General features: G+C 69.1%; 17 protein-coding genes. 7 read left to right on the forward strand and 10 right to left on the reverse strand.

Annotated features, from left to right (window positions below):
- Window positions 1–298: 298 nt before the first annotated feature.
- The 3 genes from K6L26_RS02730 to K6L26_RS02740 all read right to left on the reverse strand — a co-directional run bounded on the left by K6L26_RS02730 (window position 299) and on the right by K6L26_RS02740 (window position 1,949).
- Window positions 299–835 (reverse strand): hypothetical protein, encoded by a 537-nt coding sequence (locus K6L26_RS02730; RefSeq protein ID WP_019345340.1) that lies wholly within the window; start codon window positions 833–835, stop codon window positions 299–301.
- A gap of 189 nt (window positions 836–1,024) precedes the next feature.
- Window positions 1,025–1,648: a superoxide dismutase gene (locus K6L26_RS02735; RefSeq protein ID WP_003883955.1), complete on the reverse strand. Its 624-nt coding sequence runs from the start codon at window positions 1,646–1,648 to the stop codon at window positions 1,025–1,027.
- A 142-nt stretch (window positions 1,649–1,790) separates the two neighbouring features.
- Window positions 1,791–1,949, reverse strand: coding sequence for a hypothetical protein (locus K6L26_RS02740; protein WP_165608685.1), 159 nt, complete (start codon window positions 1,947–1,949; stop codon window positions 1,791–1,793).
- Between the two features lie 409 nt (window positions 1,950–2,358).
- Here K6L26_RS02740 and K6L26_RS02745 point away from each other — a divergent pair, with 409 nt between their 5' ends.
- Genes K6L26_RS02745 through K6L26_RS02755 form a run of 3 tightly spaced genes read left to right on the forward strand, consistent with a single transcriptional unit; the run spans window position 2,359 to window position 4,678 of the window.
- On the forward strand, window positions 2,359–2,700 hold the full coding sequence (locus K6L26_RS02745; protein ID WP_064894183.1) for a rhodanese-like domain-containing protein: 342 nt from the start codon (window positions 2,359–2,361) through the stop codon (window positions 2,698–2,700).
- A gap of 41 nt (window positions 2,701–2,741) precedes the next feature.
- Window positions 2,742–3,845, forward strand: a complete 1,104-nt coding sequence (locus K6L26_RS02750) for a DUF4328 domain-containing protein (RefSeq protein WP_064894182.1) — start codon at window positions 2,742–2,744, stop codon at window positions 3,843–3,845.
- Window positions 3,846–3,850: 5 nt separating this feature from the next.
- Window positions 3,851–4,678 carry a glycerophosphodiester phosphodiesterase gene (locus K6L26_RS02755; RefSeq protein ID WP_019345344.1) on the forward strand — a complete coding sequence of 276 codons (828 nt, stop codon included), beginning with the start codon at window positions 3,851–3,853 and terminating at the stop codon, window positions 4,676–4,678.
- A gap of 12 nt (window positions 4,679–4,690) precedes the next feature.
- On the opposite strand, the gene K6L26_RS02760 is transcribed toward K6L26_RS02755, so the two are convergent.
- From K6L26_RS02760 to K6L26_RS02775, 4 genes are all read right to left on the reverse strand, one after another.
- Window positions 4,691–5,239 (reverse strand): ferritin, encoded by a 549-nt coding sequence (locus K6L26_RS02760; protein ID WP_036392634.1) that lies wholly within the window; start codon window positions 5,237–5,239, stop codon window positions 4,691–4,693.
- Window positions 5,240–5,387: 148 nt separating this feature from the next.
- A complete protein-coding gene (locus K6L26_RS02765; RefSeq protein ID WP_372516600.1) occupies window positions 5,388–6,656 on the reverse strand; it encodes an LCP family protein in 1,269 nt (422 codons plus the stop codon).
- Window positions 6,657–6,681: 25 nt separating this feature from the next.
- Window positions 6,682–7,446 carry a CPBP family intramembrane glutamic endopeptidase gene (locus tag K6L26_RS02770; protein WP_019343608.1) on the reverse strand — a complete coding sequence of 255 codons (765 nt, stop codon included), beginning with the start codon at window positions 7,444–7,446 and terminating at the stop codon, window positions 6,682–6,684.
- A gap of 46 nt (window positions 7,447–7,492) precedes the next feature.
- On the reverse strand, window positions 7,493–8,287 hold the full coding sequence (locus K6L26_RS02775) for a DUF2470 domain-containing protein (RefSeq protein ID WP_036390992.1): 795 nt from the start codon (window positions 8,285–8,287) through the stop codon (window positions 7,493–7,495).
- A 142-nt stretch (window positions 8,288–8,429) separates the two neighbouring features.
- Between K6L26_RS02775 and pheA the strand changes: the two genes are divergently transcribed.
- Window positions 8,430–9,374: a prephenate dehydratase gene (gene pheA / locus K6L26_RS02780; protein ID WP_019343610.1), complete on the forward strand. Its 945-nt coding sequence runs from the start codon at window positions 8,430–8,432 to the stop codon at window positions 9,372–9,374.
- Window positions 9,371–10,060, forward strand: coding sequence for a histidine phosphatase family protein (locus K6L26_RS02785; protein ID WP_064894014.1), 690 nt, complete (start codon window positions 9,371–9,373; stop codon window positions 10,058–10,060). Before pheA ends, K6L26_RS02785 begins: the two co-directional genes overlap by 4 nt.
- On the opposite strand, the gene K6L26_RS02790 is transcribed toward K6L26_RS02785, so the two are convergent.
- From K6L26_RS02790 to K6L26_RS02800, 3 genes are read right to left on the reverse strand one after another with little or no spacing between them, the layout of a single operon-like run.
- Window positions 10,057–10,257: a hypothetical protein gene (locus tag K6L26_RS02790; protein WP_019343612.1), complete on the reverse strand. Its 201-nt coding sequence runs from the start codon at window positions 10,255–10,257 to the stop codon at window positions 10,057–10,059. The genes K6L26_RS02785 and K6L26_RS02790 overlap by 4 nt on opposite strands.
- A gap of 60 nt (window positions 10,258–10,317) precedes the next feature.
- Window positions 10,318–10,668 (reverse strand): metallopeptidase family protein, encoded by a 351-nt coding sequence (locus K6L26_RS02795; RefSeq protein ID WP_036390997.1) that lies wholly within the window; start codon window positions 10,666–10,668, stop codon window positions 10,318–10,320.
- A 3-nt stretch (window positions 10,669–10,671) separates the two neighbouring features.
- Window positions 10,672–12,114 (reverse strand): septum formation family protein, encoded by a 1,443-nt coding sequence (locus K6L26_RS02800; protein WP_064894018.1) that lies wholly within the window; start codon window positions 12,112–12,114, stop codon window positions 10,672–10,674.
- 137 nt (window positions 12,115–12,251) lie between these two features.
- On the opposite strand from K6L26_RS02800, the gene serS reads away from it, so the two are divergent.
- Window positions 12,252–13,508: a serine--tRNA ligase gene (serS, locus tag K6L26_RS02805; protein ID WP_064894015.1), complete on the forward strand. Its 1,257-nt coding sequence runs from the start codon at window positions 12,252–12,254 to the stop codon at window positions 13,506–13,508.
- Between the two features lie 28 nt (window positions 13,509–13,536).
- On the forward strand, window positions 13,537–16,872 hold the full coding sequence (locus K6L26_RS02810) for an ATP-binding protein (RefSeq protein ID WP_064894016.1): 3,336 nt from the start codon (window positions 13,537–13,539) through the stop codon (window positions 16,870–16,872).
- Window positions 16,873–16,874: the final 2 nt, after the last annotated feature.

A 16,874-nucleotide genomic window follows, 5' to 3' on the forward strand; every position in this document is an offset into this window, starting at 1 on the left:
TCGCCGACCTTGCGGGCGACGCTGACGCCTGCGGCTGCGGACATGACGGCCTTTCGACACACACCGCTGATACGTGCCGCTCGCGCGGCTCTCCTTACACACGGCCGAAGGTCTCGCGCACCGCATCGCGGGTTTGTCGACCGGGCCTACGCCGGCATGTCGACGCGACGATTGCGGGCTGCTGCCCTTCGCTGATCTTGAGGACCATAGCCGTTGTCGGCCGAGCGCGCTACGTTTCCTATCTTTTTCGGGCAGCCGGATTCTCCGGCTTGGAGAGGGTGTCCCGTATCTGGCAGCGTCACGCCGCCAGCAGCATCGCCAGGATCGCCGTGTCAGGGTGGCTGATCGGGTCGACGCCCACCCGGCTGACCACAGAGGTCACCGTGCCGTCCGACTCCGCTTCGACCCAGGCTGCCCGGTGCTCGAGCCCGAGATGCGGAAGTCCCGGCAGCAGTACGCATCCCGAAGCGGCGCCGGCGCATTCCGGAAGGGACGGAGTGGTCTCCGACGGCGGATGCAGCATCAGCAGCGCCGGCGGTTGATGCTCGGCGAAATACCCGGGCGGAACCGCGGATTCGCCGACCACCGGGCCCTCGGCGATGACCAGGCCGACCGTGCCGGGTGCCGGCTGTTCCGGCAGCTCCTCGCGGACCCCGAAAATCGTTGTGGTGGATAGTAATCCGGGAAGTGAAGCGATGCGCACGGTGACCATGAGAAGCTGCGCCCACTCTTTGGTGGAGTCGGGCCACCGTCCGGAGACCACGAAGCCTTTGAGCGCGCCGCCGGAATGGAAGGGCGCGATCTCGATCGCCCTGCCGGAACCCGTCGTATCCATATCGCCTCCGGGACATCGGTGTTGGGTCACCGGCTGAACGGTGCGCCGACACTTCTGTGGGTCGATCAGATCAGAATGCGACAGCCACCGCGGGTGTGCAAGGCGACACGGCCCCGGAAACGAGGGCGGGGCGCCACGCGATTGCGCGACGCCCCTTGGTGAGAGACCCTCGATCGGACCGAACCGGGACTAGCCGAAGATCAGGCCGTTGGTCTTGGAGGTGGCCGCCGCGTAGCGGTTCTGCACGTCCTCCCAGTTCACGACATTCCAGAACGCCTTGACGTAATCGGCCTTGACGTTCTTGTACTGCAGGTAGAAGGCGTGCTCCCACATGTCGACCTGCAGCAGCGGGATGATGCCGAGCGGAACGTTGGCCTGCTGGTCGTACAGCTGGAAGGTCAGCAGGCGGTCGCCGAGGCTGTCGTAGCCGAGCACGGCCCAGCCCGAACCCTGCAGTCCGTTGGCAGCGGCGGTGAACTGCGCCTGGAACTTGTCGAACGAGCCGAACTGGTCGTCGATCGCGGCGGCCAGGTCACCGGTCGGCTTGTCACCGCCGTTGGGGGACAGGTTCTTCCACCAGATCGAGTGGTTCACGTGGCCGCCGAGGTGGAAGGCCAGGTTCTTCTCGTTGAGGAAGATGGCGGCGTGGTCACCGTTGGCCCGCGCCTCGTCGAGCTTGGCGACCGCGTCGTTGACGCCCTTCACGTAGGCGGCGTGGTGCTTGCTGTGGTGGAGCTCGTTGATCTGACCGGAGATGTGGGGCTCCAGCGCTCCGTAGTCGTAATCCAGGTCCGGCAAAGTGTATTCAGCCACGAGATTCCTTCCTCATTATCGATCGATGGAGCGAGGCTTCAACGATCCTGAAGTTCGACACTCAAGATCGCTGCCAACATTGCTCCATCGCAGGGCGCACCGCAAGGACGCGCGTGCCGCCCTCACGTATACCCGATGGCGGTCAGAACAAGACGATCACGGCGAGCACGCCGAGCAGCAGCAGCGCGATCACGCTGGCCCGGAGGAAGGCCATCAGCTGATTACGGGTGTGCAGATGTCCGGACGAATGCCATTCGGGCTGCGAAAAGGCTGATCCCGTCCCGATCGGATGCGACGCCATCAACGACTCCTGACCTGCACGATCAATCCTGGTCCCCCAGTGAGTTCTGTCACAACAGCTGGTGTGACGCCGATCATAGACCCTGTAATGGCCAGGTGAAAATCGGCCTCGCGTGAGCCGATGGAGACGCTCGGCCGCTGGAATCAGGCTGATCCCAAGGCCGCGTTTAGCCGAATGCTTAATTTCGCTCCGCCCCGGCGACGGTTGTTGATCGTCGGTCCGCCCACCCCAGGGTTATCCACAGTTTTCGACAGCTACCGCACAGTAATCCCCACCTCGGGGCACTTCCCGCTGGTGCCGGGCTGTGGATGAACCTGTGGAAACTGTGGATAGCTTCCCGTTGCTAACGCGGCGGGGAGCTCGCCGGGGCGGGTGCGGCGACCTCTTGTGGCATGCGAGCATTGACGGCATGGACGATGTGGAAGTCGGGCAGGTCGACATCGCTGCGGTACCCACCACGTTCGAGGGGTCGGTGGTGCTGCTCGACGTTCGTGAGGACGACGAGTGGCAGCGCGGCCACGCCGCCGGGGCGCAGCACATTCCGATGGGCGACATCCCGGCCCGGATCACCGAGATCGATCCGGACGCCGAGTTGTACGTCATCTGCCACGCCGGCGGACGGTCCCTGCGGGTGGCCAATTATCTGGCCCGCAACGGCTACACCCCGATCAACGTCGAAGGCGGAATGCTGGCCTGGGCCGGGGCCGGGCGCCCGGTCATCACCGATGCCGGCGCCGCGGGCAGCGTCTGACCGAGCCGGAATTGTCGGGAGATCGTGGCTAGGCTGGTCGGATGATCCAGGTGTGTTCGCAGTGCGGGACGCGCTGGAACGTGCGTGACCGGCAGCGGTCGTGGTGTCCCCGGTGCGGGGGCTCGCTGTTGGCCCCCGCGGTGTCGTCCCCGCACAGCCAGTGGGGACCACCGCCCGCCGCGCCGCCCACGTCTGCCGGGCAGGCGCCGTCGGCAACGGCGCAACGTCCGCCCCAACTCGCGCCCGGCTACCGCTGGGTCGCTCTGCGCCCCGGAGCCCCGCCATATCAGCGGCGCCAGCGTCGGCCGCTCGGTCCCACCCCGCATTACCGCACGATTCCGAGCTGGGGGCTGCACCAACAGTTCGATGTCGACGACCAATCGCAGACAACCACCGACGATTCGAGCGTCGGAGCCGTCCGGCTCATGCTCGTCGCCGCGATGGTGCTGCTGGGCATCGCGGCCTTCGCCCACCTGGTTCGGTACGCGCTGCTGCTGATCAACCGCAGTGTGCTGCTGCACCCGTTGATCGCGATCGGCGGCGTGGTGATCGGCTTGCTCGCCAGTGTCCTGGCGCTTGCCGGTGTGGTCATGACAGTCGTGGTACTCGTCCGCTGGCTGATCGCGCGACGCGCCGCCGGATATGCCGCCCACGGCGAGGCCGACCCGCGCAGCACCACGACCCTGTGGGTCTGCTGTCTGCTTCCCGGCGTCAACCTCGTGATGGCGCCGGTGTTCGTGTGGGAGCTGGCCGCCCTCGAAGGCCGCCTCTCCCACCTGAGGCGAACCATCGTGGTGTGGTGGATCGTGTGGGTGTTGACCGCAGTCGTCGCGACGTGGTCGGTGGTGAGCACCGCGTACGTCACCTTCTTCAACAACACCCCGCAGAACATCGCCGACAACACGGTGACCACGATCGTCGGCTACCTGCTGGCGATGGCCGCTTTCCTGCTGACGGCAAAGGTGTTCGCCGGGTTCGAAGGCAGCAGCGGTACGACGGCGCAGCGCAGCGTCCGGCGCTGGGTGGTGGTTGAGCAAGACTCACCCAAAGCCGAGGCCGAGGCCGTCGACCCCTCGCAGAATCGTGAGGATGCACCTGAATCCGCCGTTCCGGTTGAGCCCCAAGGGCAGAACCCGGCAGCATAGGCGGTATGGAAACGGGCGACGGCGGAGCCGCTGGGCAGGCGAGCCCGGAACCCGGGCACCCGTTTGTGGTGGCCCATCGGGGAGCGTCCGCCGACAAGCCCGAACACACGCTGGCCGCCTACGACCTGGCCTTGCGTGAGGGCGCCGACGGCGTGGAATGCGATGTGCGGTTGACCCGCGACGGGCATCTGGTCTGTGTGCACGACCGCCGGGTGGACCGCACCTCCAGCGGCACCGGGCTGGTCAGTGAGATGACACTGGCCGAGCTGCGCCGGCTGGACTACGGATCCTGGCATGCCGGCGGGCGATCCGACGGGCTACTGACCCTCGATGAGCTCGTCTCGTTGGTGCTGGACTGGAACCGGCCGGTCAAGTTGTTCATCGAGACCAAACATCCCGTGCGCTACGGCGCGCTGGTGGAGAACAAGGTCCTGGCGCTGTTGCACCGCTACGGCATCGCGGCGCCGGCCTCGGCCGATCTGTCCCGCGCCGTGGTGATGAGCTTCTCGGCGGCGGCCGTGTGGCGGATCCGTCGGGCCGCACCGATGCTGCCGACCGTGCTCCTCGGGGAGACCTCGCGATACCTGGGTGGCAGCGCCGCGACCACCGTCGGCGCCACGGCGGTGGGCCCGTCGATCGCGACGCTGCGTGAGCACCCGGAACTGGTCGACCGGGCCGCCGCCCAGGGGCGGGCCCTGTATTGCTGGACCGTCGACCATTACGAGGACGTCCAGTTCTGCCGGGACATCGGCGTGGGGTGGGTGGCCACCAATCATCCCGGCCGCACCAAGAGCTGGCTGCAGAACGGCCTGACCGGTGCGGGCCGGGACTGACGGAGCGAAAAGCTAGAGGTTGCCGCCCGCGGCCTTCGGGGCGCTCGGGTCCGCGGCAGTGCCGCCGGCGAGTTCACGGGCCACGAAGTCCTCGATGTGGAACAGGTTGGAACCGGCGCGGTCGGCGATGCGCACCAGCGTCGCCATCGACGAGACCTCTTCGATCTGCTCCTTGAGGAACCACTGCATGAACTGCTCGCCGAGGTAGTCGCCTTCCTCGCGGGCCACGCTCGCGAGCCGGCTGATCTGCTCGGTGACGGTGCGCTCCTGGCTCAAGGCCAGTGCGAGCGCGTCACGCGGAGCGTCGAAGCGGTTGCAGACCGCATCGACACCGGGGATCTCGACGTCGATATCGCGGTCGAGCAGGTACTGGACCAGCATCATGGCGTGGTTGCGCTCCTCGACCGCCTGCGCATAGAAGTGCTTGGCGAGCTGCGGAAGGTCGGCACCGTCGAAATAGACCGCAATTGCGATGTATTGCTGCGACGCGGTGAACTCGCTACGAATCTGGTCAGAGATAAGCGCGTGGAATTTCGTGTCGAGTTCACTGGTCGTTGTCATGATCGCCAGAATAGAGCAGGTCAGCACGCATTGTCATCGAAGGTTGACCTCATTGAGGTCAGCTTTACCTTAGTTGCAGTCCACTGGTGTGGCGGGCATTACATTTGCTGTCGAGAATTTGCTGTCGTCGAAATTAGCGTTGCCTCGCTTAAGGTTGGGGCTTTTCGATGACGTCCTCGGGGACCGCCGCGTCGTTGGCCAGCGCGGTGAACAGGCGCCCGGCCGCGTCGCTGTCCCAGACCACGACCGCGCCCGAGTCGCTACCGGTGAACTCTCCGATCGGCACCGTGGTGGTCACCATGTCGTCACCGTGCATCGCCCAGGCCAGCCGGCCCAGGTCCCAGACGTGGGCGTTCTCGTCGACAGCCACCGAATTGGTGGCGGCTCGGGCCATCGGCTGCCACCGCAACGGGTTCAACAGCACCTCCGGGCTGGTGGCGCGATGCAGCAGGGCGGACATGAACTCCCGCTGGTGGATCATGCGATCCAGGTCGGCGCGCGGAGTGGCACGGGTACGGACATAGCCGAGCGCGCTGCGGCCGTCGAGTTCCTGGCAGCCGGCCGGTAGCTCGATGCCGGCCAGGGGATCGCTGATCGGCTCGGCCGGGCACATCCTCACCCCGCCGACGGCGTCGACGAGCCCGGCGAAGCCGTCGAACCCGATCTCGGCGTAGTGGTCGAGGTGCAGGCCGGTGGCCTGCTCGACGGTCTGTGCCAGCAGCGGCGCCCCGCCCAGGGAGAACGCCGCATTCACCTTGTCCTCGCCGTAGCCGGGAATCGGCAGGTAGGAGTCCCGGGGAATCGAGACCATCGTGGCCGGCGTCCCTGAGCCGATCCCGGGGATGTGCACCAACAGGATGGTGTCGGTGCGGCCGTTGCCGATGTCACCGCCCGTGGCGAGGTCGGCCTGCTGCTCGGGGCTGAGGTTCTGCCGACTGTCGGAGCCCACCAGGAGCCAGGTGGTGCCGTTGGCCGCGGCGGGCCGTTCCGGATAGTCGGCAAGCGCCGGAATGCGGTGCAGTGACGAGTCGATCCACAGCCCGCCGCCGACCAGCGCCAGCACACCGATGAGCAACACCGCCAGCACCAGACGACCCCAGTGCCGGCGCCGTCGGGGTTTGCGCGCCGGGGCGGGGGCCGCGGCCGGTCGGGGCGCTGCGGGCCGCTGACGCTGCCGCGGAGGCGTGGGCGGAGGCGGAGGCGGGGGACGCCGGGGCGGAGGCGGCGGAGGTTGCCTTCGAGGGGGAGGCGGAGGCGGCGGGGTGCGCGGCGGCGTGGGCGTGGGCGGATTCGGTGGCCAGGCCGGGCGGTAGTTCGGGTCCCGACGGATCACCTGGGACGGTTCGGCGTCACGGCGGCGCGGTCCCGGACGCCGCGAATGCGGGTCGGGATACCGCCCAGGGGTGAAACCGTCCACAGCAGAAATGTACGTGCCGACGGCGTCAGCGCAGCCAGCTGAGATGTTCTGCAACCAGGGCGTAGCCCACGAACGCCACCGCATCGATCAAGGTGTGGGCGATGATCAGCGGCCACAACCGCCCGGTGCGCTGCCAGGCGTACCCGAACACCAGACCCATCACCACATTCCCGAGCCCGGCGCTGTAGCCCTGATAGAGGTGGTACGCGCCGCGCAACAGGCTGGAGATCAGCAGCGCTTTCGCCGGGCTCACGTCGAGCTGGCGCAGCCGGGTCAGCAGGAACCCCACGACGATGATCTCCTCGGCCCAGCCGTTGGCGAACGCCACGCCGAGCAGCATCGGGATGCGCCACCACGTGTCGTACAGCTCGGCGGGCTCGACGTCGGCGCTCAGGCCCAGCACGCGGGCCAGCACGTAGAAGCCCAGGCCGGGCAGGCCGATGAGCAGAGCCAGGCTCAGCCCGCCCAGCCCGTCGGCACGCCATTGCGGGCGAGACAGCCCGATCGCCGACGGCCCGAAACCGCTGCGCCACAACAGGTATAGGGCCAGCGCACCCCAGGCCAGCAGCTGCAGCACCACGGCCAGGTGCAGGCCGAGGTCGATCAGGTCGAACGGCGAGCGCTTGGGATTGAGTGCGACGGTCTGCCCGGACAGGCCCAGCAGTACCGCTTCGACGAGCCGCAGGCCCGCGGTATACGCGCTGAGCCCGAAGGTCACCGCCAGCACGACGGCGATCTCGATCTTGAGCGTGCGCCGCTGCGGCTCGAGGTGTTCTTGGGGCGCGGTCACCGGAGCTACGGTAGCGGCGCCGCGGCGCAGGAGCGGATCCTGCGGTTCAGATCCGGCGTGCCCGCAGGCCGTTGAGGAACGGGCAACCCATCAGCACGCGGATGGCCTGGCTCAGCCCGGTGACGTCGTCGACCGGCTTGGGGAACGGCAGCCGCACGTCGTGGTCGCCGTGTTCGTTCTCCACCCGTAATTGCACGCCGTAGCGGTCCAGGCCGAGGGGCCGGACCCGGCCCTGGCGCAGTGTCACCGGCAGTCGGGTGGCCAGGCGCTCCACCACGTCGCGGTGGGATGACTCCATGTGCTGCAGCCAGCCGGATTCCATCGCGCAGAACGGATCGGGGCGGGCCTGCAGCAGCGCGCCCAGGCCGACCGCCTCGGCGCCCGTGGAATCGGCCACCACCACCGACTCGATCTCCAGGCGCATCAGCGTGTAGTTGTCGTCATCGTGTTCGCCGTTCGCGGCGGCTGCGGAATTCACCTGCAGCAGAGCCGGGTTCGGGTTCTCGGTCGCGACCAGATCCAGCAGGGCGGCGACCTCGGCGGACGGCACATGCTGAAGGCGCCCACGGATCCACACCAGGGAACGCACCGGCTCACGTAGCGGCAGCGGGGCGTAGTCGGTCATTTCCAGCACGGCTTGGACCCCGGCCGAGCCGGCGGACATCGCCATGCCGGCCAGCGGGCTGGTCTCGGGGACGGTGACCGCGAAGGACCCGTCGTCGAGCAGGTGATGCACGGGTGAGGCGACCGGCTCGATGCCCTCGACCGCGACCATCGCACCGCCGCCTCGTGCGCATGCGCTGCGGATCCGCTCAGCTGTCGTCGGTGTCGCAATGGCCATCTCGCCGCCTTCGTGGGTGAGGTAACTAGGTGAGGTAAGCCTAACTTAACTGCGGCGGGCGGCGCGGGCAAGGCCTTCGGTGAAACACCGGCGCCGAGCTCATCGACCGCTCCCGCGCAGCTCGAACCGATAGGGTTGGGCTGTGCCGCGCATCGCCTACCTCGGACCTGAGGGAACCTTCACCGAAGTGGCGTTATTGCAGATGGTGGCCCGCGAGATGGTGCCCGGCCTGCCGCCGGCGGCCGGTACCGGCGAAGACCGATTCACGCCGGTGCGCACCGACAGCACGCCGGGCGCACTGGCCGCGGTGCGGGACGGTCGCGCCGACTACGCCTGCGTGCCGATCGAGAATTCCATCGAGGGATCGGTGCTGCCCACCCTGGACAGCCTGGCCGTCGGGAAGCCGCTGCAGATCTATGCCGAGCTGATCCTCGACGTGGCATTCGCCATCGTGACCCGGCCCGGGCACAGCGGGCCGGTGCGGACCGTGGCCGCCTTCCCGGTCGCGCTGGCTCAGGTGCGCCAATGGCTGGCCGCCAACCTCCCCGACGCCGAGGTCGTGCCGGCCACCTCCAACGCCGCGGCCGCCCACGAAGTCGCCGAAGGCCGCGCCGACGCCGGGGTCAGCACCCGGTTGGCCGCCGAGCGCTACGGGATGCACATCCTGGCAGCCGACGTCGTCGACGAGGCCAACGCCCGCACCCGCTTCGTCCTCGTCGGCCCGCCCGGCGTGCCGCCTCCGGCCACCGGCGCCGACCGCACCTCGGTGGTGCTGCGGCTGGACAACGTCCCGGGCGCGCTGGTCACCGCGATGACGGAGTTCTCCATCCGCGACATCGACCTCACCCGGATCGAATCCCGGCCCACCCGAACGGAGCTGGGCACCTACATGTTCTTCCTCGACTGCGTCGGACACATCGACGACGATTCGGTGGCCGAGGCACTCAAAGCGCTCCACCGACGTTGTACCGATGTGCGATATCTGGGTTCTTGGCCGACCGGAGCGAGCGCGGGTGCGCCCCCGCCGCGTCTGGACGAGGCCACACGGTGGTTGACGGGTTTGCGTGACGGGACGGGCGCCTCATGAGCGGACGGTTGATACTCGTCCGGCACGGCCAGTCCCACGGCAACGTCGCTCGGCGCTTGGACACCCTCCCGCCCGGCGCCGAGCTGACCGACCTCGGTCACGAACAGGCCCGGCGGTTCGCCGGAACGCTCGGCCAGCGTCCCTCGATCCTGGCCCACTCGGTGGCGCGGCGGGCCGCGCAGACAGCTGCCGGCATCGGCGCCGAAACCGGCCTGGTGCCATTCGAATTCGACGGGGTTCACGAAGTCCAGGTCGGTGAGCTCGAAGACCGCAGTGACGACGACGCCGTCGCCGAGTTCAACCGGATCTACGCGCGCTGGCATCGGGGTGAACTGGACGTGCCGATGCCGGGCGGTGAGAGCGCCGAGGCTGTCCTCGCCCGATACGTGCCCGTGCTCACCGAGCTGCGGCTGCGTTATCTCGACGACCATGACTTCAAGAGCGACATCGTGCTGGTGAGCCACGGCGCGGCGATCCGGTTGGTGGCCGCCGTGCTGGCCGGTGTCGACGGCACCTTCGCCCTCGATCACCACCTGGCCAACACCGAATCGATTGTGCTGGCACCGATCACCGACGGACGGTGGAGCTGTGTGCAGTGGGCGTCGGTGACCCCGCCGTTCTACCCGGAGCCCGGTGCCACCCAGGTCGCGGACGCGGTGACGTCCGAAACCGATCCGATGGGTTAGGCGAACCGCCGGATCGAGGGCGCGCTCTCGTCCGCGCACGTACAGCCGACCGCCGCACAGTCGATGCTGAAGGTATGCGCTGCTTCTGGGGTGGTGCAGCCGTCATCGGTGCATTCCGCGCGGTACTGGACGTGGAGGATCACGGTGCCGTGGCAATGCTCCAGCCCGGCTGCGCACTCCCGGCACTGGATCGTCATAGCCCGTTGATAGCACTGCGGGCCGACAAAACGTGGTTGCCGCGCGGGACTTTCGGGCTCCTAGCCCCAACCCAATTCGTGGAGCCGCTCGTCATCGATCCCGAAATGATGCGCGATCTCGTGGATCACGGTGATCGCCACCTCGTCGACCACGGCCGCCTCGCTGTCACAGAAATCCAGCAGGGCCTCGCGGTAGATGGTGATGGTGTCCGGCAACGACCCGGCGTACCAGGAATCCCGCTCGGTCAGCGCGACTCCCCGGTACAGGCCGAGGATCTCGGGCTCGTCGGGATCGCGATCCTCGACCAGGACCACAACGTTGTCGATCGCGGCAGCCAATTGCGGCGGGATCAGGTCGAGGGCGTCGGATACCAACTCTTCGAACCGCTGCGAGCTCATCCGCACCGGCACGAGTTACGGCCCCGGTGGTACGGGCACCGGCTCGCCCGGCGGCGGCCCGGCGGGCGGCGCACCACCGTCCGGGACCGGTGCCGGGGCCTGCTCGGGGGCCGGAGCCGGCGCCGGGGCCTGCTCGGGCGGCGGCGGGTTGAAGGTGTTGGACTGCGGGGGCGCCGGCGCCGCAGTGGTCGCGGCCTGCGGCATGTGCTGGCCGCTCGACGACGAGCCTGACGAACTCGACGAGCCGGAGGATCCCGACGAACTCGACGAACCGGAGGACCCCGACGACGAGCCCGACGAACTCGACCCCGAGGAGTCCGACGACGACCCGGAGGACGAACTCGAACTCGAAGACGACGACGGTTCATCGACATCCGGCATCGGGATGGGCTCCATGTTGAGCCGCTCCTCCGGGATGTCGGGCGGTGCCACCGGGGGCTGCCCGTTGATCATCAGCGGCCCCTTGGCGCTGTTGACCAGTGTCGACCAGCCGCCGTTACCCAGCGTCGCGCCGATGCTGCACGACACCTGGCGGCTACCGGCCGACCAGCTGGGCAGCGAGATCGTGCTGTAGCTCAAGGCCAACGTGGTGGTGCGCAGCTGAACCGGGGCCAGGTAGGCATCGGTCTGCGCAGTACAGGTGTTCTTGATGAAGTTGTCCTGATCGCCCTCCGACGGCAGCCCGCCGGGGAACTTCTCGCCGAGGTTGACCGCGCCGGTGACCTCCATGGCGTGCGGCGCCGCGCAATCGACCGGGACATCGGTGGGCTGATTGGTGGCGGCGTCGATGCCCAGGCAGGTGCCAGCGGCCCAAACCTTCGATTGATCGACTTCGGACACCTTGCCCGCGGACTCCAACTGGCTGTCGCCAGGGCCGAGCAACTGCAGGCCGCACAACATGCGTCGCTCACCGGACTGCTTCCAGGCCTTCTCGCCGGACCACAGCAGGCCGATCGTGTACTTGCCGTTCGGGTCGTATTTCGGCCCGAGGTAACTGCGCACCGACGGGGTGCACTGCTCCTGGCTGATCTGCTTGATCCGGTCCACCGACGGCGGCGGCGAACCGGCGGCGTATTCGCTGCCCGGGAACGTCCGCATGTCCACCGATTGGGCCACCTCGAAGCGATGGTTGTCCTTGCAGTCCACGATGTGCGCGGCGTCAGGGTTGCGGCCGGGCCAGTTCAGGCAATCGCCGCGTTTGACGTGATTGAAGGTGTCGTTGCCGCGCGGGCCCAGCGCGATCGTGCCTCCGGAATTCGACCCCTCGCTGCGGGGCAACGCGGTGATCAGCCCCGCGATGAGCAGGGCGCCGAGTGCGGTCAACAGCAGCGCGCGTCGTGTCGACGCGGCCGCCAGACTCTGCCACCACCGTTCCCGTGCGGGTTGTTCGTCCGGCAGAGGATCGGCGAGCAGGACCCCACCGTCGGGGTGCTCAGGGTGCTCGGATGGTTCCAACATTGCGCTCCATTGTGACAGGCGTGTCAGCACCTGTGACAACTGATGCGGTTGTAATGTTGCGAGGTTGTGCCCGGCGGCCATCGACAACCGCCACCTCAGATGTACGTCGACGCACTTCAAAAAGTAGGGTTGCGCCCGTGATCGACCTCAAGCTGCTGCGCGACAATCCCGACGCCGTCCGTGCATCGCAACGGGCTCGCGGAGAAGACCCGGCGCGCGTCGACGCGCTGTTGCAGGCCGATGCGGCGCGCCGCGCCGCGATCTCGGCGGCCGACAACCTGCGCGCCGAGCAGAAGGCCGCCAGCAAGCTGGTGGGCAAGGCGACACCTGAGGAGCGTCCGGCCCTGCTGCAACAGGCCAAGGACCTGGCCGAACAGGTCAAGGCCGCCGAGACTGCCCAGGCCGAGGCCGAGAGCGCCTTCACCGCAGCCCACATGGCGATCGGCAACGTGATCATCGACGGAGTACCGGCCGGCGGCGAGGACGACTTCGTGGTGCTCGACACGGTCGGTGAACCGCGCGCGATCGAGAACCCGAAAGATCATCTCGAACTTGGTGAGACGCTCGGGCTGATCGACATGGAACGCGGCGCCAAGGTGTCGGGTTCGCGGTTCTACTTCCTCACCGGCCACGGCGCGCTGCTGCAACTGGGCCTGCTGCAACTGGCCACCCAGGTGGCGGTGCAGAACGGGTTCACGCTGATGATCCCGCCGGTGCTGGTGCGCCCGGAAGTCATGGCGGGCACCGGTTTCCTGGGCGCCCACGCCGACGAGATCTACCGGCTCGAGGCCGACGACCTGTACCTGGTCGGCACCTCGGAAGTGCCGTTGGCGGGCTACCACTCGGGCGAGATCCTCGACCTGTCCGCGGGGCCCAAGCGCTACGCCGGCTGGTCGTCGTGCTTCCGGCGCGAGGCGGGCAGCTACGGCAAGGACACCCGCGGCATCATCCGCGTGCATCAGTTCGACAAGGTCGAGGGCTTCGTCTACTGCAAGCCCGAAGACGCCGAGGCCGAGCACCGGAAACTGTTGGGCTGGCAGCGCCAGATGCTGGCGGCGATCGAAGTGCCCTACCGCGTGATCGACGTCGCCGCAGGCGATCTCGGATCCTCGGCGGCACGCAAGTACGACTGCGAAGCGTGGGTGCCCACCCAGCAGACCTACCGCGAGCTCACCTCGACCTCGAACTGCACGACGTTCCAGGCCAGGCGGTTGGCCACGCGCTACCGCGACGAGAACGGCAAGCCGCAGATCGCCGCGACGCTCAACGGCACGCTCGGTACCACCCGCTGGCTGGTGGCGATCCTGGAGAACCACCAGCAACCCGACGGCAGCGTGCGAATCCCTGACGCACTGGTGCCGTTCGTCGGCACCCCGGTGCTGGAACCCCGGTAAGCACCGCACCGCGGCCATGTCGGGGGACATGTCGGGGGACAGCCCGGTTCGGGTGAAGGTGCTCGGCCCGGTACAGGCCTGGGTCGGTGACGACCCGGTGGATCTCGGTGCCCGGCTGCAGCGGGCACTGTTGGCGCGGTTGGTGGTCGCGCACGGCCACACCGTGTCGGTCGACCGGCTCATCGATGATCTCTGGGAGGGCGAGCCGCCACCCAAGGCGTTGTCGGCGCTGCAGGTCTATGTGTCGCATCTGCGGCGCGGGCTGGAGCCGGGCCGGCAGCGGCGGGCGCCGGCCCGCATCCTGGTCAGTGCCGCGCCCGGCTATTGCCTGCGACTGCCGGTCGACGCCGTCGACGCCTGGCAGTTCGAGGCCAGAGTCACTGCGGCGTACGAAGAAACGGATCCACAGCAGCGGGTGCGCCGGCTCGAGCGGGCGCTGGCCGGCTGGACGGGAGACCCGTTCGCCGGTGCGGGCGATGCGTTGTGGGCGGCACCCGAGGTGGCCCGGCTGACCGAACTCCGGCTGGCCGCGGTGGAAGCCCAGGCCGGAACCCAGGTGGAACTCGGCCGGTACGGCACTGTCGTCGCCGGGCTGGAACGACATGTCCGCGAGCACCCCGGCCGGGAGGGCGCGGCCGCCGTGTTGGCCACTGCGCTGTACCGGACCGGGCGGCAGACCGACGCCCTGGAGGTGTTGCGGCGCACCCGGGACCACCTGGTCGACGAGCTGGGGCTGGAACCGGGCCGCGCGCTGCGCGACCTCGAACGCGACATCCTGTGTCAGGCCGACCATCTGGAGCCGGCCCGGCCGCTTCCGCAGCCGCCGGTACCGGAGGTGGCGACGCCGGATCGCACCGAGGCCGCCGCTTACGGCCGGGCCGAGGAACTCGCCGAGATCGATTCCGCGGCAAGCGCTGTCGCTGCCGGCGGGAGCGCGGTGCTCTGGATCGCCGGCGAAGCGGGGTCGGGCAAGACCACTCTGGCGGCCGCCGCGACGAGCCGGTTGCGCACGGCAGGCTGGCGGACGGTGCACGGCCGTTGCCCGGAGGTGCACGGCGCACCGGCCGGATGGGCCTGGACCGAGGTGCTGCGAGAACTCATGGAACCCGGTGCCCCGGCGGACGACCGGGCGGCGCTGGCTCCGCTGTTGCACGACGGCGCCGCCGTCGAGCCCGGCACGTTCTGGCTGGGGCATGCGGTGGCCGACGTGCTCAGCGCGGTCGCCGCGCAGCAGCCGCTGGCCGTGGTGCTCGACGACCTGCACCGGACCGACGGGCTGACGCTGGAATTGCTGCGGCTGGTGGCCGATCGGATCAAGGACCTACGGGTGCTGGTCATCGCCACCTACCGGCCTTCGGAGGACCGTGGCGAGCTGGAGGTGGCCCGGGCGGCGCTGACGGTGCACACCGCGGCACATTTGAACCTCGGTGGGCTGGATGCCGCGGCCACTGCCGCGCTGGCCGCGGACTGCGGCCTCGGTGCCGCCAGTGGGGAAGCGCTGCGGCTGCTGCGCGAGCGGACCGGAGGCAACCCGCTGTTCATCCGGGAGCTGGCCCGGCTGATGGCCGCCGAAGGAGCGGACGCGGTGTGGGCATCGGTGCCCGTCGGGGTGCGAGATGTGTTGCGGCGCAGGCTGGCCCGGCTGCCGGGGCCGACCGTGACGGCACTGCGCCAGGCCGCGGTGCTGGGACGTGACATCGACGTCGACCTGCTTGCAGAACTCGGCCGCAGCGACCCCGACGACCTGCTCGACGCGCTGGAACCGGCCGTCCTGCTGGGCCTGCTCGACGAGCCTGAGCCCGGGCGGTTGCGGTTCGCCCACGCCCTGGTCCGCGACACCCTCTATGAGGACACCTCGAAGCTGCGCCGGTCCCGGTTACACGCCGCGGCGCTGGAACTGCTGCGGGCGCCGGGCCGCTCGGTCGATCCGGCTGCCCTGGCGCACCACGCCGTCGCCGCCGCGACAGCCGAAACTTCCCTGGCTGCCGCGGGTTTCGCCACCGACGCGGCGCGCGAGGCGGATTCGGTGGGCGCGCACGCCGAAGCCGCCCGGCAGTGGCGGGCCGCCGTGCAGATGCTGGAGTTGGCGGCCGGCCGCCGGTTGGCGCCCATCGACGAGGCCCTGGAGCGCGAGATCGAGGCGCGGTGCGGGCTGATCTCCGCGCTGGCGCAGTCCGGAGACGCGGTCGCGGCGCGTATCGAGATGAAGGCCGCGCTGCAACTGTTGACCGGACAGTCGCGTGACGACCTGACAGTCCGGGTGCTCACCGCGTGGGACACCCCGCTGGTCTGGCGGGACCGCGAATACGACGAATCCGACACGCAGATGATCGGGCTGCTGCGCCGGGTGCTGGCCGGCGGCGGAAGTGGACAGCCCACCGAACTGACGGTGGCCGAACGGATCCGGCTGCTCAAGGCGTTGTACGTGGAACTGGAGGGCACCGATCCGGACGGGGCGCTGGCCGCCAGCACAGAACTGCTCGAGCTGGCTCGGCAGGCCTACGCCGAGGACCCGGCGGCATCGGGACGGCTGCTGTGCACCGCGCTCAACGTCCGGGCCTACTGCGCGTTGGGGCCCGACCTCGACGCCGAACGGGATTCGACCGCCGCCGAGCTGCTGCGGACCGCGGAGGCCACCGAGCAGGCCGATTATCAAGCGGTGGCGCACTGGCTGCTGTCACTGGCGGCCGGCCATCGCAGCGACCTGGCGACGGCGAAACGCCACGTGGACATCGCGGTGGCCCGCGCCGGCACCGGGCAGCTCGTGCACCTTCTCGGTGTGCTGGGCCTCTTCCGGGCCCGGATGCACCTGCTGGCGGGGCGGCTGGACGACGCGGTGAGCGCCTATACCGATCTGGCCGCCCGCATGGTGGAGAACGGGGCCGCCAACGGCGCCAAACTGGCGATGGTCGGACGGGTGACGGGTGAGTTCTGCCTCGGGGACCTGGGTCTGCTGGCCGACGAGTTGGTGTTCTTCTACCGCGAGGTGTCGGTCGCGGCGCTCGACGCCACGGTGCTGGCGCTGATCGCCCGCGGCCGGGAGGAGCAGGCGCGGGAGTTGTGGCAGGCCCGTCAACCGATCGAGCGGGCGTATTTCTGGCTGCCGTTCACCGTGTTGCGCGTCAATGCGGCAGTGGCACTCGGCGACCTCGACGAGGCCCGCGTCAGGGCGGCCGACCTCGAGGCCTATTCCGGCCGGATCGCCGGGCTCGGGGTCGACGGGCTGATGGTGGGCCCGGTCGACGAGGCGCTCGCCGCCGCGGCCGAGGCGCTGGGTCGCCCGGATGCGGCACGCGGCTACCGCGAGGCCGCCGCGACGCTGCGCGACCGGCTGGCCGCCGAGGCCCTGGCCTTCATCGACTGACG

The organism is Mycobacterium farcinogenes (assembly GCF_019739075.1).
Taxonomy (GTDB): domain Bacteria; phylum Actinomycetota; class Actinomycetes; order Mycobacteriales; family Mycobacteriaceae; genus Mycobacterium; species Mycobacterium senegalense.